We start from the raw sequence: 19,273 nt of genomic DNA, 5'->3' as shown, positions 1-19,273 counted from the left end.
CACCTGCGGTCGCGGATGGGCCATGATCGGCACTGCCGGCAGGCTCGTCGGCCACTTCTACATACACAATGGCGACGATTCGGCCTTCGTTTGCGAACACAGCTGAGTTCTTCAACAGCCTGCTAGGCGACTATGTCTAGGGACAATAAAGAAGAGCAGCGGCGCAGATATCAAGCTCCGCAGGACGACGACCTCGAGGGGCGAAAGAGTCCTGGTTACAATTTTGATGATCGCTGCCATCGCAACCAACATCAGGCCGGCGAAAATGACATTCGCTATCCCGCTGAGTTCTGAATCTCGGATCATCTGTTCAAGCGAAAAGCATCATCAAAATTGAGGGGGCGGAACGCGCGAGGTTATCCCTGCTACCTGTCTGCGCTCAAAATTCCAGGCAGCCGGCGAGTTCAACCCGAGAGTCGGGCTGACCCCAGCGCGCCGGGCATAAGAGCGCACTGTTCGGCATAGCGGGGGGACGCAGTGCTCTTCGACGTAGCCTGAGGGGGAGGAGTGTCCGGGCACAAAGGGTGTCCTTATCTTTAGAGTGTGTGCTGAGCATTGGGAGCGTTGAAGTTCTCGCCGGTTACTGTCAGGACACGCTTTCAACATCAACTATCAGAAATGGTAGGCCTCGCCGGCTCGCGACGCTTTTAGACCCGCCGCTGTGCGGAGCGGATCCAAAGTCTTCAACATTGCCTTTGCGCTGAGCGCCTACTTAGTACAGCGCAACAGTAGGCTGGCATTGCTTCGTAAAGGATGTTCTCTTGCTGCGCATCCCGAGTGCCACGACGATCTGTTAGCGACTCAAGTATGGTGTGAGTTCTAATCGGCTTGACCGACAGCGCCGCAAGCGACAGGCGTCCGCGCGTATTGAGCCTTCAAGTGCTGCTGAAGGGACGCATCGAACGAGAGATATAGGAGTTCTATTGGCCGGAAGAGCGTACATCAGCGCCGAGCGTTTGTTCGGCTTGCAAGCACGTTTCTAATCGAAAAGCTGGAATGGATACGTGCGACACCTGGAAGGGTCGAGAGGACCTCCTTGTGTATCCGTTCGAACTCGACAGCATTGGCGGCTTCCACACGCAGGAAATAGTCCGCTCGCCCGGTCATGAGATAGCACTCCTGAATCTCCGGATGCTTGCGTACCGCAGCCTCAAATTTATTGAGGTACTCTACCGTCTGCCGTTCCAACGTGATGTTGATCAGCACGGCAAGACCTTGTGAGTCGGCACCAGTCTCCACGAGTGCTGTATACCCGCGAATGACACCGGCCTTCTCGAGCAGCTTGATCCGTCGCAGACACGCCGAAGGTGAAAGCCCAACTTCCTCCGCCAGATTTACATTGCTCATTCGCGCGTTTACGCGGAGCGCGCGCAAGATATTGCGATCTATGCTGTCCATGGCCGCTGTAAATTTTATTCGAAGGGTTTGCAGATCGTTCGACTTTCGTAGCAGTTATCGAACAATCGGGCAAGGAATGCGCACCACTTGCTCGTTTATTGCGCTAAGCCTTATCTCATGCACAGTGAAAAGACGTTGGACCGGGCCGTTCCGCAGGCGGTGTTAGATGGGAAAGCGCAAGGCTTTCCCGGCTATATGACCGTCGATTTGGCAGCGCTGCGCCGGAATTTTCAGCGCATTGCATCGATGACGACTCCGGCTCGCGTGGCAGCAGTGGTCAAAGCCGATGCCTATGGCTTGGGTGCCATCAGAGTGGCGGAGACGTTGCTTGACGCCGGCTGCAGACACTTTTTCGTGGCGCAGGCGGAGGAAGCCATCGCATTGCGGCCTCATCTTCCGAACGACGCGCAGCTTTTTGTGCTGAACGGCCTATTGCTCGGTGCGGAGGCAGCGTGCGCGGCGGCTCAAGTCATTCCAGTCATCAACTGCTTCGCCCAGCTTTACCGTTGGCGTACTCAGGCACACGCCGAGAGGCGACGTCTCCCTGCTGTTCTACAATTCGATACCGGCATGTCACGGCTCGGTTTTGCGCCCGCCGAGCGCGCTGCGGTCCGCATGGAAATCGCGCAATCGCCGGAGCTCGAGATTCTCTACGTTATGAGCCATCTCGCCTCCGCGGATGAGCCCACCAAAGCGCAAAACGCGGCGCAGCTAGCAGAGATGCAGATGGTCAAAAAGGAATTTGCTCCGGTGCCATCCTCCTTCGCCAACTCCGCTGGCGTGCTAATGGGTAAGGACTATCATGGCTCTCTCGTTCGTCCAGGGATCGCGCTCTATGGCGGTGCGCCGCAGGTGAATGCCGTCAATCCAATGGAGCCCGTCGTCAGCCTCGCTATCGCGGTCGCGCAGACCCGCACGGTCCCGCGCGGCACTATGGTCGGCTATAGCGGAACGCACGTAACCGGCGACAGCACCCGCCTTGCTACACTTTGCGCCGGCTATGCAGACGGGCTTCCAAGAAGCCTGAGTGGCCGCGGAGCCGTCTACTTCCACGGTCAACGCCTGCCTATCGTGGGGCGAGTCTCGATGGACAGCATGACAGTCGACATCTCCGATCTGCCGGATGACGCTCTCGATCTGGGAAGCCTCGTCGAAGTGATCGGTCCTCATCAGCCCCTCGAAATGCTGGCGGCTGACGCCGGCACGATCTCCTACGAGATTCTCACCGGCCTCGGTCGGCGCTTCTTCAGAAGCTATTGCTGAACGTTCCCAGCAGATGAGCAGGCATCATTAAGCATGACTATGGATTAGATAATGAAAGTCACGATTCTAGGCGCAGGCGTTATCGGCGTCACCACCGCATATCAGCTTGCGAAGCTCGGGCACGAAGTCGTCGTTCTCGATAGGCAATCGGGTCCAGCACTGGAAACCAGCTTTGCGAACGCCGGGGAGGTTTCCTTCGGCTACTGTTCGCCGTGGGCTGCCCCCGGAATCCCCATGAAGGCCGTCAAGTGGATGCTCATGCGGCATGCGCCCTTGATCCTCCGCCCAAAACTTGATGCGGCCATGCTCTCCTGGCTCTTTCGCATGCTATCCAACTGCACTGCGAACCGATATGCGCTCAACAAGGGACGGATGCTGCGCCTTGCGGACTACAGCCGCATGGCGCTTGCCGAGTTAAGGAGCGAGGCCTCGTTGAACTATGACGAGCGCATGCAGGGAACTCTGCAGTTGTTCCGATCTCAGCAGCAGCTCGACGCATCAGCGAAGGACGTGAAGGCTCTTGCGGCAGATGGCGTTCCTTTCGAGGTCCTCGATCGCGATGGCTGTATTCGGGCCGAGCCCGCATTGCGCTACGTGCGCGACCGAATGGTTGGTGGACTCTTGACTCCAAAAGACGAGACCGGCGACTGCTTCAAGTTTACGAATGCGCTGGAGCAAAAAGCCGCGGCGTTGGGCATCGACTTCCGTTACGGACACTTCATCAATGGGCTCGACATCGAAGCTGGCCAAGTGCGTGGTGTGTTCACCGATCGTGGGACCATTAGATCGGACGCAGTGGTTGTCGCGCTGGGAAGCTATTCGCCGCTTCTGCTCAAGAAGGTCGGAATCAAGCTGCCGGTCTATCCTGTCAAAGGATATTCGCTGACGATTCCAATTACCGACGCCTCACGTGCCCCCGAATCGACGGTCATGGACGAGACATACAAGATTGCAATCACCCGTCTCGGAGATCGGATTCGTGTTGGCGGGATGGCCGAAATTTCAGGCTACACCAATGACCTCGTCGAAGCACGTCGACGGACCCTGGAGTATTCCGTGATGGATCTGTTTCCCGGGGGAGATCCTAAGACCGCATCCTTCTGGTCAGGCCTTCGACCGATGACTCCTGATGGCACCCCAATCATTGGCCGGACCAGGATCAGTAATCTATTCTTGAATACCGGACATGGTACTCTCGGCTGGACAATGAGTTGCGGTTCTTCGCGGGTCATAGCGGACCTTGTCTCGGGACGAAAACCTGACATCGAAACGAAGGATCTAGGCCTAGGGCGCTATTCATAGGCCAGCAAAGAGCTACTCTGGCAGAGCCGTCTTCAATCAGGATTCTGGCCAAATCCCTCCACGCCACCTCATTCGAAGAAGTAGGGCGCTGCGCACAACGATTCACAGCGCGCCCGACAATCATCAAGCAGCTTTATTGGCGATCAGATAAATAACTATTTCGGATGATGATGCTGGCGGCCATTCGCGAAACGTTGGTTCAACTCCTGCGCTGCACAGATGGCACTCTAGGTATGATCTTTGCGTCTTCTCTACTGCAAGTATTTTTTCGCCGAACTACGCTGGCTCCCTACACCGCCTGAATACTTGTTGAACTAACCCATCTCCTGCTTTTTCTATCCATCCCCGTTGCTGATCGCTTGCCGCGGTTGGCGCTCGACGGGGGACGATCGTGGCGGGCACTTCACTCCATTCGGAAGCATTCTCGCGTGGCGCGCGCATGCTGCGCACCGCGCTTGGTCCCGCGATCGCGACCTTCCTCGAAGACCCCGCGATCGTCGAGGTGATGCTTAATCCCGACGGCCGGCTCTGGATCGACCGGCTGTCCGGCGGCCTGGAGGATAGCGGACGAACGATGTCCGCCGCCGATGGTGAGCGTATCGTGCGCCTGGTTGCGCACCATGTCGGCGCTGAGGTGCATGCCGAGAAGCCGCGCGTCTCGGCGGAGCTTCCCGAGACGGGGGAGAGGTTCGAGGGGCTTCTTCCGCCCGTCGTTGCGGCGCCGGCCTTTGCGATCCGCAAGCCCGCGGCGGCTGTCTTCACGCTGGATGACTACGCGGCGGCCGGCATCATGACGGCCGACCAGGCCGGCGTGTTGCGCGAAGCCGTCGCCGCGCGCAAGAACATCCTGGTGGCTGGCGGCACTTCCACCGGCAAGACCACGCTCACGAACGCGTTGCTGGCCGAGGTCGCCGGCACCACCGATCGCGTGGTCCTGATCGAGGATACGCGCGAGCTGCAATGCCGCGCCCCGAATCTGGTCGCGCTGCGCACCAAGGACGGCGTGGCGTCGCTATCCGATCTTGTCCGCTCCTCCTTGCGTCTGCGTCCCGACCGGATTCCGGTCGGCGAGGTCCGAGGCAGCGAGGCCCTGGAGCTCCTCAAGGCCTGGGGCACCGGCCATCCAGGTGGGATCGGAACGATCCACGCAGGCTCGGCGCTGGGCGCGCTTCGCCGGCTTGAGCAGCTCATCCAGGAAGCTGTTCTCACCGTTCCGAAGGCGCTGATCGCCGAGACCATCGACCTCATCGCGGTGCTGCGTGGCCGCGGCAGCGAACGCCGCCTCGCTGAACTTGCTCTCGTTGCCGGCCTCGATCCCGCCACCGGCGATTACCGCGTCCACTCAGCCGAGGCGGGGGGCCAATCCTCGTTTGCCAAGGACCCATCATGATCCAGTTCCCTCCCGCGATCCGTGACGTTCGCCGCCGCTTCACCGAGCTCGCGGCAATTGCCTTCATCTCCATCGCTTTTGCCCCCGCGGCTTACGCCTCCGGCTCCTCCATGCCGTGGGAGACGCCGCTCAACCAGATCTTGGAGTCGGTGCAAGGTCCGGTCGCCAAGATCATGTCGGTCATCATCATCACCGTGACCGGCCTGACGCTCGCGTTCGGCGACACCTCTGGCGGCTTCCGCCGGCTGATCCAGATCGTCTTCGGCCTCTCGATCGCCTTCGCCGCGTCGAGCTTTTTCCTGACCTTCTTCAGCTTCTCTGGCGGAGCCTTGGTGTAATGGCCGGCATCGTTGATCCGGAAGTACCGGGCTTCTTCGCGCCGGTCCATCGCGCGCTCACCGACCCCATCCTGATGGGCGGCGCGCCCCGCACGGTTGCGATCGCCAACGGCACGTTGGCGGCCGCCATCGCGCTCGGCCTCCACCTCTGGATCCCCGGAGCACTGATTTGGGCCGTGGGCCATGCCGCAGCCGTCTGGGCGGCCAAGCGCGACCCGCAATTCGTTGACGTCGTGCGACGTCACCTCCGCTATCCCTCCTACCTCGGCGCATGAGGTCTCCATGCTGAATCTCGCCGAATACCGCAACCGGCCCGCTGGTCTCGCCGACTTCCTGCCCTGGGCCGCTCTGGTCGCGAAGGGCGTCGTCCTCAACAAGGACGGCGCGTTCCAGCGCACGGCGCGCTTTCGCGGACCGGACCTCGACAGCGCGACGCCGGCCGAGCTGGTCGGCGTGACGGCCCGCCTCAATAACGCACTCCGCCGTCTCGGTTCAGGCTGGGCAATCTTCGTCGAGGCTCAGCGCATCGCCGCCCAGACGTATCCGCACAATACCTTTCCCGACGCCGCATCCGCGCTGGTCGATCTGGAGCGACGGGATGCTTTCGAGGAGGCCGGCGCCCATTTCGAGAGCAGGTATTTCCTGACCTTCGTTTGGCTCCCGCCGGCGGAGGGCGCCTCCCGCATCGAAGGCTGGCTCTATGAGGGCCGCGCGCAGAGCGGCGTCGATCCTCACGAGCTGCTGCGCGGCTTCGTCGACCGGACCAACCGCGTCCTGCAACTGGTCGAAGGGTTCATGCCCGAGGTGGCCTGGCTCGATGACGGCGAGACGCTGACCTACCTGCATTCGACCATCTCGACCCGGCAACAGCGCGTCTGTGTCCCCGAGACGCCGATGCATCTCGACGTGCTGCTCGCGGACGAGCCGCTCGCCGGCGGTCTCGAGCCGCGCCTCGGCAGCCACCACCTTCGCACGCTCACCGTGGTCGGCTTCCCAACCGCGACTCATCCCGGAATTCTCGACGAGTTAAACCGGCTTGCCTTCCCCTACCGCTGGTCGACGCGCGCGATCCTCCTCGACAAGACCGAGGCGGTAAAACTGCTGACCAAGATCCGCCGCCAGTGGTTCGCCAAGCGAAAGTCGGTCGCCGCCATCGTCAAGGAGGTGATGACCAACGAGGCCTCGACCCTGGTCGACAGCGATGCGGCGAACAAAGCCGCCGATGCCGATCTCGCCTTGCAGGAACTGGGCACTGAAGATGTCGGCCAGGCCTACGTCACCGCGACCGTCACCGTCTGGGACGAAGATCCCGGTGTTGCCGCCGAGAAGCTTCGCCTCATCGAGAAGGTGATCCAGGGTCGCGACTTCACCTGCATGCCGGAAGGGGTGAACGCGCTCGAAGCCTGGCTCGGCTCGCTGCCGGGGCATGCCTACGCCAATGTCCGGCAGCCGCCGCTCTCGACGCTGAATCTGGCTCATTTGATCCCGCTTTCGGCGGTCTGGGCCGGGCCTGACTGCGATGAGCATTTCCGCAGCTCTCCGCTCTTCTTCGGCAAGACCGAGGGCTCGACGCCGTTCCGCTTTTCGCTGCATATCGGTGATGTCGGCCACACCCTGATCGTCGGTCCCACTGGCGCCGGCAAGTCCGTGCTGCTGGCGCTGATGGCGATCCAGTTCCGCCGCTACCGGAAGAGCCAGATCTTCACCTTCGATTTCGGCGGCTCGATCCGCACAGCGGCGCTTGCCATGGGCGGCGACTGGCACGACCTCGGCGGAAGCCTGTCCAACAGCGCCGGGGACTCCGTCTCTCTTCAACCGCTTGCCCGTATCGGCGATGCGGCCGAGCGCGCCTGGGCGGCCGAATGGGTGGCCGCGATCCTCGCCAAGGAAGGCGTCACCATCGATCCGACCGTGAAGGAGCACGTCTGGTCGGCGTTGACGTCACTAGCATCCTCGCCGGTCGAGGAGCGCACGATCACCGGCCTGACGGTCTTGTTGCAATCGACCGCGCTCAAGCAGGCGCTGCAACCCTACTGCGTCGGCGGCTCCTCCGGCCGCCTGCTCGACGCGGAGGCCGAGCAGCTTGGCTTCGCCTCGGTGCAGGCGTTCGAGACCGAGGGCTTGATTGGCGCTGGCGCGGCGCCCGCCGTGCTCACCTACCTCTTCCATCGCATCGAGGGACGACTCGATGGCCGGCCGACTCTCCTCATCATCGACGAGGGGTGGCTCGTCCTGGACGATCCGGCCTTCGCGCAACAGCTGAGAGAGTGGCTAAAGACGCTCCGGAAGAAGAATGCTTCCGTCGTCTTCGCCACCCAATCGCTCTCCGACATCGACGGCAGCAACATCGCACCTCCAATCGTCGAGAGCTGCCCCACGCGCATCTTCCTGCCGAACGAGCGCGCAATCGAGCCGCAGATCACCGCCATCTACCAGCGGTTTGGTTTGAACGACCGCCAGATCGAGATCATCGCGCGAGCAACACCGAAGCGGGACTACTACTGCCAGTCCCGTCGCGGCAATCGGCTCTTTGAGCTCGGCCTTGGGCCGGTTGCGCTCGCCTTCTGCGCCGCGTCGTCCAAAGCCGACCATGCCGCCATCGAGCGGCTGCTCGCCGAGCACGGCCGCGACGAGTTCACGGCCGCCTGGCTCGCGGATCACGAGCTGCTTTGGGCCGCCGACCTGATCCCCGACCTCACAAATCTGGAAATGCAATCATGACCGCTTTTGAAGTGCGGTGCGTCGGCTTGGCCGCTGCGACCGCCCTCTCGCTCACCTTGTCGATCTCGCCGCTTGTGACGGTGCCGGCCTCCGCGCAGTGGATCGTCTACGACCCCTCCAACTTCAGCCAGAACGTGCTGACCGCGGCGCGCGAGCTGCAGCAGATCAACAATCAGATCCAGATGCTGAACAACCAGGCCCAAAGCCTGGTGAACCAGGGAAAGAACCTGGCCAACCTGCCGTTGTCGACGCTGACCCAGCTCCAGGCACAGGTCGCACGGACCCAGTCGCTGCTGAGCCAGGCCCAGAATATCGCCTTCAACGTTGAACGGATCCAGACCGCGTACTCCAGCACCTACGGCACAGCGGCGGCCACTGGCTCCAATGCGACAATGTTTGCCGCGGCTCAAAGTCGTTGGCAGACCTCGGTGGGCGCTTTCGAAGACTCGCTGAAGGTGCAGGCCGGCGTCGTCGGCAATATCTCGACGAACTCCAGCGCAATGAGCTCGTTGGTCACCGCCAGCCAGTCCGCAAGCGGCGCCCTGCAGGCTGCTCAGGCCGGCAACCAGCTTCTTGCTCTGCACTCCCAGCAACTTTCCGATCTTGTCGCGGTTCTTGCCGCAAAGGGGAGGGCGGACGCGCTGGAGCAGGCGCGCCTGACGGCGACCGAATCGCAAGGGCAGCAACAATACAAGATCTTCTCGACGCGCAGCGGCTATCGGCCCGGCAACGTCACGATGTTCAGCGGCAACTGAGGCCCCGGTCATGGAGCGCCCGGACATCCTTCGAGCAGGCGCGATGATCATCGTGTTTGTGATTTTCCTCGCAGCGCTGCATGTCATCCATCGGCGTCCGGCCGAGCGGCCGGTATCCGACGTCCCCTCTGTCTCCGCTCCCGATGACCTTTCGGCCGAGCTGCTCCGCTGCGCTGAGCTTGGACCCCAGGATGCCGAAGATCCGCACTGCCAGGCGGTTTGGAAGGAGAACCGCGCGCGCTTCTTCGGCAGGCCGGCGCGGCCACTTCTGCCGCAGGCCGCGCCGGCCACACTGCCGATGACGAGCGCTCCGCAGGGAGGGAGGTCATGAACAACGTCGGCGTCATCGACACCTTCCTCAATACGTTCACGACCTACATTGATTCGGGTTTCGGCCTGATCAAGGGCGAAGTCACGTATCTGTCGTCGACATTGATCGTCATCGACATCACGCTCGCCGGCCTGTTCTGGGCCTGGGGCGCAGATGAGGACATCCTCCAACGGCTGGTGAAGAAGACCCTCTACATCGGCTTCTTCGCCTTCATCATCACCAACTTCACCAAGCTCTCATCCATCATCTTCAATAGCTTCGCAGGCCTCGGCCTGAAGGCCGGCGGCTCGTCGATCTCGACCGCGGATTTCCTTCGTCCCGGCAGGCTCGCACAGGTTGGGCTCGACGCTGGGCAGCCCCTGCTGGACGCAGCAAGCCAGATGATGGGCTTCACCAGCTTCTTTGCGAACTTCGTCCAGATTGCCGTGCTGATGGTGTCCTGGCTCTTGGTGCTGATCGCCTTTTTCATTCTGGCTGTGCAGCTGTTCGTCACGCTGATCGAGTTTAAGCTGACGACGCTTGCCGGCTTCATCCTCATTCCCTTTGCGCTCTTCAACAAGACCGCCTTTCTCGCGGAGAAGGTGCTGGGTAACGTCGTTGCCTCCGGCGTGAAGGTCATGGTGCTCGCCGTGATCGTCGGCATCGGCACTGGGCTCTTCTCTCAATTCACCACAGCCTATGCCGGCGGCCAGCCGACCATCGAGCAGGCGCTCTCAGTCGTGCTGGCAGCGCTCGCCATGCTCGGCCTCGGCATCTTCGGTCCCGGCATCGCCAGCGGTCTTGTCTCGGGGGCGCCGCAGCTTGGCGCGGGCGCTGCCGTCGGCACCGGTCTCGCCGTCGCCGGTACGGCGATGGTCGGCGGCGCGGCGTTCGGTTTGGCCGGAAGGGGAGCGATGGCAGCGAGCTCCGGTGCTGCGGCCGCCGCACGTGGTGGTGCGGCGATGGCCGGCGGCATGTCCACGGCCTACAGCCTCGCATCGGTCGGCAGGTCTGGCGCGGGCGGCGTCGCGGCCGGTCTCAGTGGCGCAGGTCGTGCGGCGGCTAGTCACGGGACAGTTCCCGTCAGACGCGCCGCTTCGCAAGCGGCGGGGGCAATGAGGGAGAGCTTCGCCTCCGGTGCCCGTGCCGGCGTCGTCAACACGGGTGGCACCTCGACCATGGGAACCATCGGGAGTGGCGAGGCCGCAAATGATGGGGCCGCGTCTCAAGCAGCGAGCCCGCCCGCCTGGGCCCGGCGCGTCAAGCGCAATCAGGCCGTCATTCACGGCGCGCAGACGGCCGCGCAAGCCCTCAAATCAGGCGACAGCCACGGTGGCGGTCACTCCGTCGACCTCTCGGGAGGAGAATAATTGATGTCAGTCTTTCGGCGATCGTCGGTGCGCTATGGCCGTACACCCGAACCCGAAACGCCCTATCAGCGCGCTGCGCAAGTTTGGGACGAACGCATCGGCTCCGCCCGCGTGCAGGCAAGGAACTGGCGGCTGATGGCTTTCGGTTCGTTGATCCTCGCTTCCGGCCTCGCCGGGGGGCTCGTCTGGCAATCCACGCATGGCACCGTCGTGCCCTGGGTGGTGCAGGTCGACAAGCTCGGCGAGGCGCAAGCCGTGGCGCCCGCCGTCGCCGACTACAGGCCGAACGACCCGCAGATTGCCTGGTATCTCGCCCATTTCATCCAGATCGTTCGCTCACTTCCGGCCGACCCGATCATCGTGCGGCACAACTGGCTGCAGGCCTATGATTTCACGACCACGGCGGGCGCGGCGGCGCTGAACGACTACGCCCGCGCCAATGACCCCTTCGTCAATCTCGGCAAGCAGCAGGTCGCCATCGACGTCTCCAGTGTTATCCGTGCCTCGCCCGACAGTTTTCGCGTGGCCTGGGTTGAGCATCGCTATCAAGACGAGGCGCTCGCCGGCACCACACGTTGGACAGCGATCCTCACCATCGCGATTCAGCCGCCCACCGACGCCGATCGGCTGCGCAAGAATCCACTCGGCATCTACGTCAACGCCATCAACTGGTCAAAGGAGCTGGGACAATGACCCCGCCGATTTTCTCGAAAGCCGGCGGTCCGGCTTCGCGTTTCTTCATCGTTCTGCAAAACCGGAGAGTCGGGGATACGTCTCTCCGTAAACCCGCCTTTGCGGCTTTACTGATGTCCGTCTCTGCCCTTGGCGGCTGCGCACACAGTTTCATCCCGCCCGACATTAATTACGATAGCGCTGAGCCGGCAGCGCTCACCACTGATCCGCCGCCGCCGGTCAAGATCGTAGAATTGCCAAAACCCCTGCCGCTGCCTGGGCAGTTAAAACCGCTCGCCGCCGGCAAACGGGTCCCCGAAGCCACTGATCCGAAGGTTCGCGTCAAGCAGGCCAACGCTGCGGCACGGGTGCAACCGGTCCGCAACGGATTCATCAACGCGGTACAGGTCTATCCGTTTTCCGGCGGAGCCCTCTACCAGGTCTATACGGCGCCCGGCCAGATCACCGATGTGGCCCTGCAGGAGGGCGAGCAACTCGTCGGCTCCGGTCCGGTTGCCGCTGGTGACACCGTGCGTTGGATCATCGGTGATACCGAGAGTGGAGCAGGCGCGACCAAAAAGATCCACATCCTGGTCAAGCCGACGCGACCGGAATTGGTCACCAATCTCGTGATCAACACCGACCGGCGGACCTACCTCCTCGAGCTGCGTTCGACGGAAAAGACCTACATGGCCTCGGTCTCCTGGCAGTATCCCGAGGACCAATTGATTGCGCTTCGGCGGCAGAATGCGGCGGCTGAAACTGCAGCGCCAATTGCTGCCGGCGTCGATCTCGCCGCGATCAACTTCCGCTACGCGATCGAGGGCGATGATCCGGCCTGGCGTCCGCTGCGCGCCTTCGACGACGGGAACAAAGTCTACATCGAATTCCCAAGCGGCATCGTCCAGGGCGAAATGCCGCCGCTGTTTGTCATCGGGCCGGCAGGTGGCTCCGAGCTCGTGAACTACCGCGTCAATCGCAACTACTACATCGTCGACCGCCTGTTCGCCGCCGCCGAATTGCGTCTTGGCGACAAGGACAGTGAGCGGCGCGTGCGCATCGTCCGTACCGACGGAAGGCCGCGCTCATGGCGATAGGCAGTGAAGACGAACATCAGGGCAACATCCCGCCTGTTGCGCCGCCCGACCTTCGGCTCCGAGGCGAGCGGCCGCGTGTCACACGGCTCTCGCGCAAGGTTCTTGTAGGCCTCGGCGCGGTGTCTGCCCTCGCGGTCGCGGGAGCACTCGGCTATGCGCTCCAGACCGGCAATAAGCAGCGGACCGGGCAAGAGCTGCTTAGCACCCAGAACAGGCCTTCGGCCGAGGGCCTCGCCGCCTTGCCGAAGGACTACACTGGTCTGCCGCGTCAGGCGCCGCCGCTCGGGCCGCCGCTGCCCGGCGATCTCGGCAAGCCCATCCTCAACGCAGGCGCCGCACCAAACACCATGGCAGCGACGTCAGACCCGGAGACGCAGCACAGATCTCAGGAAATCGAGGCGGCGCGGGTCAGCCGCCTCTTCGCCCAAACTGCTCAGCAACCGCAGAGCACCGGTCAACTCATCCCAAATGCTCCCGCCGGGACCGCGACGACCGCGGCGGCTACACCGCCCGTCGATGCCGGATCCGCCCAGAACATGCAGGACCGCAAGATGGCCTTTCTCACTGCTGCGACGGACAAGCGCACGGTCAGTCCGGACCGGCTCGAGGCCAAGGCCTCACCTTACGTCGTGCAAGCCGGCACCGTGATCCCGGCTGCGCTCATCACGGGCATCCGCTCCGATCTGCCAGGGCAGGTCACCGCCCAGATCACGGAGGCGGTCTACGACACTCCTTCTGGCAAATATCTCTTGGTGCCCCAAGGCGCCAAGCTGATCGGCCAGTACGACAGCTCTGTGGCGTTCGGCCAGAGCCGCATTCTCTTGATCTGGACTCGCATCATCATGCCGGACGGCAACTCGATCGTGCTGGAGCGCCAGCCCGGCGCCGACACCGGTGGTTATGCCGGCCTCGAGGACGAAGTCGACAATCATTGGGGCATGCTGTTCAAGGCCGCCGTCCTCTCGACCATGCTGAGCGTCGGAGCCGAGGCGGGAACGAGCCAGAATGAGAACAACCTTGTCCAAGCAATCCGTAGCGGTGCGTCCAACAGCATTAGCCAGACCGGCCAGCAAATCGTGCAGCGCCAGCTCAACATCCAGCCAACGCTGACCATCCGGCCAGGTTTTCCGGTCCGCGTCATCCTCACGCGCGATTTGGTGCTGGCTCCCTACGGACAAAAAGGTGCGCGATGACGAAGCTCAAGCTTGGACCACTCGAAGACGATAAACCGGTCAAGCTCACGATCGAGCTGCCGGCGGCGGTTTTCAGGGATCTCAAAAGCTACGCCGAGATTCTGACGCGTAGCGGAAGTGCGACGACGCCGACCGAGCCTGCCAAATTGATCGCGCCGATGATCGAGCGCTTCATGGCGACCGACCGCGCCTTTGCGAAGGCCCGGCGAAGTGCTGCTCAACTCTCGCCCGGGTCGGCGGAAAGATCTGGATAGCGTTCACGAATCAAGTCGAGAAACGGACGTACTAATGGATTGCCGTTGGACTGCCGCCAATAGACGCGGAAGCTCAGCCGCGTCGGCCCCTCGGCATCATGTACCTCCCGAAAGGTGACACCGGGATAAGTAGCGCCAGTCGCACTTTCCAGGGCGAGGAGAATACCGAAGTCCATGCCCACCAGGGAGAGAAGCCTGTCGAGCCCCACGTCATGGCGAAGCGGCTTGCAAGGATCGGAAGATCCTAATTTGCTGATGAGAAGCTTGAGGAGTTCCGGTCCGGGGCCACGCTGTGACATCAAAAGCTGTTCGCGCCGCAGTTCGCCCCAGTGAACTACGTCATGACTTGCCAAAGGATGTTTCGCAGGGAGGGCAGCAACAACACGTTCGCTCCAGAGCACCAATGACTTGCCGCTCCAATTCGGATTGGGATCTGCCACGACAGCGACATCGATGGCTGAGCTGGCGAGGTCCGAAATCAGATGCTCGCTCGCTCCGTCGACAAACTGTCTATCGACATCGGGAAAGCGGTGCCTGTGCTCGAGGAGAGTGGCTCGGAGATTGCCGGCTGACAGGGAGGTATGGATCCCGATGGTCAACCGACCGCTCTCGCGACGCGAGCGGGTCTTGAGGCGAGCGGCCATTGCTTCAGATTCGCCTACGATGCGCCGGGCATCCTCGAGAAATTCTCGACCTTCCATCGTTGGTCGCGTGCCTCCGTTGGTGCGCTCGAATAGTTTGCTGCCCAACGTGTGTTCGAGACTTCGTAGGCAGCGACTGAGCGTCGACTGCTTGATTCTAAGCGTCTCTGCCGCTTGACGGATGCTTCGATGCTGGGACGCAGCGATCGCCCAGCGTAGATCTCGAAATTCCACAGCCACGCTCGAAGCCCTATGGTGAGTTGTGGGACCAAGTGTTTTCTTGCCCCTCCATAAATTGTGTTGCGTCAGCTCCTACGACTTCGGCCGGAATACGTATTTCAACACCGAGGTTATTTCAAACGTTAGGATGCGTGATGGAAAAAGACAACTACAGGCTACTCACCGTCTGATGAATTCGGTTCTCTCTCTCTCTCTCTCTCTCTCTCTCTCTCTCTCTCTCTTCCGTTTTTGCGTCGTTGGGTAAGAGGACAATCAAACAGGCACAGTGAGCAGGTGGCTGAAGGACGCGATCCGCGGCTTTCATTCGTACCCTCGGCAGATCTTGGGCCGATCAGCAAGGGCCCGTTTATCGCCCGGTCGATCGTTCCGGCAACGTTCGGCATGGGGACTGGGTTGATAAGCGATACTAACCGGAGGGCTCGATCCTGCGGCGAATGTCGCCAAATGATCCGGCCCAGCCGGCTGCGCGAATTTTGCGGACGCTGACTGCAATGCCTTCCCTCCCTAGAGCTTGCGCGAAGCCACTTTGTTGGTCTGTTTGGCTTCCGTCTCCTGAAGGTGCCTAACCAGAAGCTCGCCTGAGGTCTTGTTGTGCTCGCGTGCGTAACGTTCGGAGGCGGCCGCATCGCCCCTGAGCAGCGCGTTGACCATTTTCTCGTGGTTCGCGATGACCATGTCGGGCCGTTCAAGGATTGCGTTTGAAGAGGCCATGTACATGCAAACCTGATGTTCGACTAAGCCGTAATGATCGGCAAGGCGGTTGTGTCCCGAAAGGACAACGATCGTCTTGTGAAGCGCGAGATCACTATCGTTAATCCGCTTCTGGTTGCGGCTTTTTGCGGCGGCCTTCATGTCGTCGTAAGCCGCCTCCATCGGTTGCCTCCGATTCGGGTTGGCGGCAGCGAGCTGTGCGGCCAGGCCCTCGAGGCTGGATCGAAGTGTGTAGAGCTCCCATGCATCCTTGGATGTCAAGCTCGCGACCTCCCAGCCCGAGTAAGGCTTCTGCTTCACCAGGCCCTCGCTCATCAGCCGCTGCAACGCCGCCCTTATCGTACCCCGCGACACGTTGAGCTCCGTGGACAGTTCGGTTTCTGTCAGGCGCTTTCCCGGCGCGAGGCCGCCACTGGTGATCGTCTGGCGGATAACGTCGGCAGCCGCACGGTCCAAACTCCGCTTCTCGACTAATCCCGAGATGATCTTAGCAGCCATTCTTCCTCCAACCGCGTTTGCGGAATGTTCGTTCTGAGTCACGGCGGATATTGGCGAACATTCGCCATTGACACCAGAGAATTCGTGTTGTTTGTTAATTGTCGACAATCAGCAGTTGAGCGAGGCCGTGCTTGCGCATTTCCGAAACCAAGGGCGTTAGCTTCGCCGGTCTGCAGCGCCTCTCGTCGTCAGCCGCCTCTCACAAGATCGTAAAGGCGGATGCGATCCTGGTATCGATTCCGTTCGAATCCGGCGGAGTGCCGCCTTGGAGCTTCGGCGGAGCGCCGAAACTGCAGTTCGACACGCTGTTGGTGAGACTGGAAACCGAACAGGGCATCGTGGGGTGGGGCGAAGCCTTCTCGCGGTGCGAGGACAAGTCGCTGAAGGCGATGATCGAGACGCGCGTGTTACCGCTCGTGATCGGCAGGAGCGCCCTGGAAATCGGCAAGATCAAGTATGATGTGGAATTCCGGCTCCAGAATTTTGGCCGCGTGGGCCCTATCATCTATGGCGTCTCGGCGGTCGACATCGCCCTGTGGGACATCCTCGGCAAGATCTCCGGACTGCCGCTCACCGCATTGCTAGGCGGTGCATTCGCCAGCGAAGTCGAGGTCTATGCCAGTCTGATGCGCTACGGCAATTGCGCCGATGTCGTCAGGGTCACCCGGCAGGCAATTGAGCGCGGATATCGTTACATCAAGTTGCACGAGATCACCGCGGACGAAATCCACGCCGCCGTCGAAGCCGCAGGGGCGCAGGCCGCCGTCATGCTGGATACCAATTGCCCATGGCCGGTGGCGGAGGCGCTCAAATACGATCGGCTTCTCGAGCCTCTCAATCTGTACTGGCTGGAGGAGCCGGTCTGGCCACCAGAGAACTATGCTGGGCTGGCCCGCATTCGTTCAACCGGGCGGCACCACATCGCCGCCGGCGAAAATGCCGGCAGCCTGCATGATTTTGTTGCGATGATCGCCGCAGGGGCCATCGACATTGCGCAGCCTGATGTCGCGAAAGCTGGCGGTATTTCCGAGCTCGTGAAGATCGCATCGCTTTGTCAGGCTGAATCAATCGAATTCGTGCCGCATTGTGCAATCTTCGGCCCCGGCCAGGTCGCGACCATACACCTCAATGCGGCGCAGCGATCAGTCCCGATGCTCGAGCGGCTCTATTGCGACTTCGAGGCCGAGATCTACGGCGGTGCTACGCTTCCGGTCAATGGAAAGGTTGCCGTGCCGACGGGGCCGGGGCTTGGCCTCGACCCTGATCCAGGTGTGATCAACCGCTACCGCGTTGCCTGAAGGACGGAGGCGTTGTGACATGGGCCATAGTTACATTCGTCTCAACAGCGTCGTCGGCGGACCATCACCTAGCCGCGCTGCTGCGCGCAATTGCGCTCTTCGTGAAGGCACGAAGGTTCGCGCAGGCCTGCCTGATCAGCTCGCGGGCGAGATGAAGCAGATCAGCATCGCGCTGGAAAGCGCGGTCCTGGACCAATTTATGTGAAGAGAGCGCTCATCAAGCGCGCTGTTTGCGCGTCTAACCCAAGAAGAGGGGACTCGAAATGGTAACACGGAGAGAGTTGCTTGCAGGAGCCGGAGCAGTTGCCGTGGCTAGCGGAGCGGGTCTCAAACCGCTCCCAGCGAAGGCGGCGCAAAGTAAAACCCTCGTGCTGGCGTCGATGGGCCCGGTCACCGGCAATTGGGATCCGACCTCTCACACGACCCTGGGGCAGTTGAAGTTCGAAAAGTTCGTATTCAATCATCTGACACGCTGCGAAATGCGGGCGGGTAAGTCTGAAGAGCTGACCCCGGACCTCGCCACCAGTTGGAAGCTGATTGATGCGCACACCCTGGAGTTCAAGCTTCGGGACGGCGTCAAATTCCACGATGGCAAGGAGTTCGGTGCTGAAGATGTTAAGGCGACCATGGAGTATGCCTCCAATCCGGCGCGCCCGGCATCCGCCCTCTATCCGGGCCGCGTTGATGTCGAGGTCGTCGACAAACTGACGGTCCGGTTGAAGACCGAAAAACACGGCTACCCCGCGTCTGCCTTCTGGTTCATTTCGAGCTTCCTTCCAATCCTGTCGGCAAAGGATATTGCCGATCCCGCGCTCCTCCAAAAGCGCCCGAACGGCACGAACGCCTTCAAATATGCGGGCACGCAGGGAGACAGGAACAGCCTCGAAGCGAATGATGAATTCTACGGCGGACGTCCCAAGATCGATCGGATCGTCTATGCCTACGTTCCGGACGCCAACACGCGCGCGCTGGGCCTGTTGAACGGCGAATATCACATTGCCGAACGGCTGGAGCCCGAGCAATACGCCTCGTTGTCAAGCAACCCGAAAGTCACCACCCACAGGGCGCTGACGACCGAAAACAAATATTTGCACTTCCGGTGCAACAAGCCTCCCTTCAACGACGCACGCATTCGCCGCGCAATTTGCCACGCCATCGACCGCGATCAAATCCTGTCGCTGATGGGCGAGGCGGCCACACCGTCTAACTGCTATATTTCGCCGACCAAGTTCGGCTTCACGGACATTCCTGATTATCCCAAGTTCGATCCGGATGCCTGCCAGAAGCTTCTCGCCGAGGCAGGGTTTCCCAAGGGAAGGGGGCTGCCGCAACTCGAATATATCACCTCGATCGGGTTCTATCCGAAGACGAAAGAGTATGGCGAGCTGATCACAGCGATGCTCGCAGAACAGGGGCTTGATGTTCGCCTGACTGTTCTTGAACCGGCCGCGTGGGAGCAGGCGATCTATCGCCGCGCTGACGGCCAGGGCCAGGGCCACATGTGCGACGTCGGCTGGATGACCGGATCGCCGGAGCCGGATCTCGTGCTTCGACCGAACTGGCATTCAAGCGCCGCGCTGATCACCGGGATCAACGACCGGGAAATTGACGCGGTGCTAGACAAGGAACGCGCCGCTACAAACCCGGAAGAGCGCCGCAGCATTTTCAAGAATGAGACGTTTCCCACTCTCGCAAACAAGGTTCCGAGCTTGTCGCTCTTTTCCGCCGTGACCTTCCATGCCGCAGCCAGGAATCTGACGGGGGCATACTATTTCCCCAACGGGCCGATTGACCTGAGCAAGGCGGACCTGAGCTAAAGGGG

At 61.5% G+C, this 19,273-nt stretch carries 18 protein-coding genes; 15 read left to right on the top strand and 3 right to left on the bottom strand.

The window, feature by feature from the left end:
* Window positions 1–942 precede the first annotated feature (942 nt).
* The gene (locus tag I6F21_RS35155) at window positions 943–1,398 is read right to left on the bottom strand and encodes an Lrp/AsnC family transcriptional regulator (protein WP_225184139.1); all 456 of its coding nucleotides are present in this window, start codon (window positions 1,396–1,398) and stop codon (window positions 943–945) included.
* A gap of 117 nt (window positions 1,399–1,515) precedes the next feature.
* Here I6F21_RS35155 and alr point away from each other — a divergent pair, with 117 nt between their 5' ends.
* The 13 genes from alr to I6F21_RS35090 all read left to right on the top strand — a co-directional run bounded on the left by alr (window position 1,516) and on the right by I6F21_RS35090 (window position 14,063).
* A complete protein-coding gene (alr, locus tag I6F21_RS35150; RefSeq protein ID WP_225184142.1) occupies window positions 1,516–2,661 on the top strand; it encodes an alanine racemase in 1,146 nt (381 codons plus the stop codon).
* 51 nt (window positions 2,662–2,712) lie between these two features.
* Window positions 2,713–3,963, top strand: coding sequence for a D-amino acid dehydrogenase (locus I6F21_RS35145; RefSeq protein ID WP_225184138.1), 1,251 nt, complete (start codon window positions 2,713–2,715; stop codon window positions 3,961–3,963).
* A 391-nt stretch (window positions 3,964–4,354) separates the two neighbouring features.
* On the top strand, window positions 4,355–5,353 hold the full coding sequence (gene trbB, locus I6F21_RS35140; RefSeq protein WP_225153810.1) for a P-type conjugative transfer ATPase TrbB: 999 nt from the start codon (window positions 4,355–4,357) through the stop codon (window positions 5,351–5,353).
* On the top strand, window positions 5,350–5,691 hold the full coding sequence (locus I6F21_RS35135; protein WP_109141606.1) for a TrbC/VirB2 family protein: 342 nt from the start codon (window positions 5,350–5,352) through the stop codon (window positions 5,689–5,691). The genes trbB and I6F21_RS35135 overlap by 4 nt, the downstream gene beginning before the upstream one ends.
* A complete protein-coding gene (locus tag I6F21_RS35130; RefSeq protein WP_225129144.1) occupies window positions 5,691–5,966 on the top strand; it encodes a VirB3 family type IV secretion system protein in 276 nt (91 codons plus the stop codon). Before I6F21_RS35135 ends, I6F21_RS35130 begins: the two co-directional genes overlap by 1 nt.
* Before the next feature lie 7 nt (window positions 5,967–5,973).
* Window positions 5,974–8,412, top strand: coding sequence for a conjugal transfer protein TrbE (trbE, locus tag I6F21_RS35125; protein WP_225184137.1), 2,439 nt, complete (start codon window positions 5,974–5,976; stop codon window positions 8,410–8,412).
* Window positions 8,409–9,167, top strand: a complete 759-nt coding sequence (gene trbJ / locus I6F21_RS35120; RefSeq protein WP_225153807.1) for a P-type conjugative transfer protein TrbJ — start codon at window positions 8,409–8,411, stop codon at window positions 9,165–9,167. The genes trbE and trbJ overlap by 4 nt, the downstream gene beginning before the upstream one ends.
* Window positions 9,168–9,177: 10 nt before the next feature.
* Complete coding sequence (trbK-alt, locus tag I6F21_RS35115) at window positions 9,178–9,498, top strand: putative entry exclusion protein TrbK-alt (protein ID WP_128930982.1); 321 nt, start codon at window positions 9,178–9,180, stop codon at window positions 9,496–9,498.
* The gene (trbL, locus tag I6F21_RS35110) at window positions 9,495–10,847 is read left to right on the top strand and encodes a P-type conjugative transfer protein TrbL (RefSeq protein ID WP_225129149.1); all 1,353 of its coding nucleotides are present in this window, start codon (window positions 9,495–9,497) and stop codon (window positions 10,845–10,847) included. The genes trbK-alt and trbL overlap by 4 nt, the downstream gene beginning before the upstream one ends.
* Before the next feature lie 3 nt (window positions 10,848–10,850).
* Window positions 10,851–11,540, top strand: coding sequence for a conjugal transfer protein TrbF (gene trbF, locus I6F21_RS35105; protein ID WP_225184136.1), 690 nt, complete (start codon window positions 10,851–10,853; stop codon window positions 11,538–11,540).
* Window positions 11,537–12,616: a P-type conjugative transfer protein TrbG gene (gene trbG, locus I6F21_RS35100; protein WP_225184135.1), complete on the top strand. Its 1,080-nt coding sequence runs from the start codon at window positions 11,537–11,539 to the stop codon at window positions 12,614–12,616. The genes trbF and trbG overlap by 4 nt, the downstream gene beginning before the upstream one ends.
* On the top strand, window positions 12,607–13,809 hold the full coding sequence (locus I6F21_RS35095; protein WP_225184134.1) for a TrbI/VirB10 family protein: 1,203 nt from the start codon (window positions 12,607–12,609) through the stop codon (window positions 13,807–13,809). Before trbG ends, I6F21_RS35095 begins: the two co-directional genes overlap by 10 nt.
* Window positions 13,806–14,063 (top strand): DUF2274 domain-containing protein, encoded by a 258-nt coding sequence (locus I6F21_RS35090; protein WP_091878502.1) that lies wholly within the window; start codon window positions 13,806–13,808, stop codon window positions 14,061–14,063. Before I6F21_RS35095 ends, I6F21_RS35090 begins: the two co-directional genes overlap by 4 nt.
* Here I6F21_RS35090 and I6F21_RS35085 read toward each other — a convergent pair.
* Both I6F21_RS35085 and I6F21_RS35080 read right to left on the bottom strand, forming a co-directional pair.
* Complete coding sequence (locus tag I6F21_RS35085) at window positions 14,027–14,938, bottom strand: LysR family transcriptional regulator (protein ID WP_225184141.1); 912 nt, start codon at window positions 14,936–14,938, stop codon at window positions 14,027–14,029. The two genes, I6F21_RS35090 and I6F21_RS35085, sit on opposite strands and share 37 nt — an antisense overlap.
* 510 nt (window positions 14,939–15,448) lie before the next feature.
* Window positions 15,449–16,153 carry a GntR family transcriptional regulator gene (locus tag I6F21_RS35080; RefSeq protein ID WP_109141595.1) on the bottom strand — a complete coding sequence of 235 codons (705 nt, stop codon included), beginning with the start codon at window positions 16,151–16,153 and terminating at the stop codon, window positions 15,449–15,451.
* A 131-nt stretch (window positions 16,154–16,284) separates the two neighbouring features.
* Here I6F21_RS35080 and I6F21_RS35075 point away from each other — a divergent pair, with 131 nt between their 5' ends.
* Window positions 16,285–17,451 (top strand): mandelate racemase/muconate lactonizing enzyme family protein, encoded by a 1,167-nt coding sequence (locus tag I6F21_RS35075; protein WP_225184133.1) that lies wholly within the window; start codon window positions 16,285–16,287, stop codon window positions 17,449–17,451.
* A gap of 308 nt (window positions 17,452–17,759) precedes the next feature.
* Complete coding sequence (locus I6F21_RS35070; protein WP_225184132.1) at window positions 17,760–19,268, top strand: ABC transporter substrate-binding protein; 1,509 nt, start codon at window positions 17,760–17,762, stop codon at window positions 19,266–19,268.
* The last annotated feature ends 5 nt before the right edge of the window (window positions 19,269–19,273 follow it).

Source organism: Bradyrhizobium sp. NBAIM03 (genome assembly GCF_020194055.1).
Lineage (GTDB): Bacteria > Pseudomonadota > Alphaproteobacteria > Rhizobiales > Xanthobacteraceae > Bradyrhizobium > Bradyrhizobium yuanmingense.
Note: the sequence above shows the minus strand (reverse complement) of the source record. Positions and strands in the feature narration are given on the sequence as shown.

Bases quoted from the DNA above. Each gene is read 5' to 3' on its own strand.
- trbK-alt (WP_128930982.1), top strand. From the start codon at position 9,178: ATGGAGCGCCCGGACATCCTTCGAGCAGGCGCGATGATCATCGTGTTT.
- trbF (WP_225184136.1), top strand. From the start codon at position 10,851: ATGTCAGTCTTTCGGCGATCGTCGGTGCGCTATGGCCGTACACCCGAA.
- I6F21_RS35145 (WP_225184138.1), top strand. From the start codon at position 2,713: ATGAAAGTCACGATTCTAGGCGCAGGCGTTATCGGCGTCACCACCGCA.
- trbL (WP_225129149.1), top strand. From the start codon at position 9,495: ATGAACAACGTCGGCGTCATCGACACCTTCCTCAATACGTTCACGACC.
- I6F21_RS35090 (WP_091878502.1), top strand. From the start codon at position 13,806: ATGACGAAGCTCAAGCTTGGACCACTCGAAGACGATAAACCGGTCAAG.
- trbE (WP_225184137.1), top strand. From the start codon at position 5,974: ATGCTGAATCTCGCCGAATACCGCAACCGGCCCGCTGGTCTCGCCGAC.
- trbG (WP_225184135.1), top strand. From the start codon at position 11,537: ATGACCCCGCCGATTTTCTCGAAAGCCGGCGGTCCGGCTTCGCGTTTC.
- I6F21_RS35135 (WP_109141606.1), top strand. From the start codon at position 5,350: ATGATCCAGTTCCCTCCCGCGATCCGTGACGTTCGCCGCCGCTTCACC.
- trbJ (WP_225153807.1), top strand. From the start codon at position 8,409: ATGACCGCTTTTGAAGTGCGGTGCGTCGGCTTGGCCGCTGCGACCGCC.
- alr (WP_225184142.1), top strand. From the start codon at position 1,516: ATGCACAGTGAAAAGACGTTGGACCGGGCCGTTCCGCAGGCGGTGTTA.
- I6F21_RS35155 (WP_225184139.1), bottom strand. From the start codon at position 1,398: ATGGACAGCATAGATCGCAATATCTTGCGCGCGCTCCGCGTAAACGCG.
- I6F21_RS35080 (WP_109141595.1), bottom strand. From the start codon at position 16,153: ATGGCTGCTAAGATCATCTCGGGATTAGTCGAGAAGCGGAGTTTGGAC.
- I6F21_RS35130 (WP_225129144.1), top strand. From the start codon at position 5,691: ATGGCCGGCATCGTTGATCCGGAAGTACCGGGCTTCTTCGCGCCGGTC.
- I6F21_RS35095 (WP_225184134.1), top strand. From the start codon at position 12,607: ATGGCGATAGGCAGTGAAGACGAACATCAGGGCAACATCCCGCCTGTT.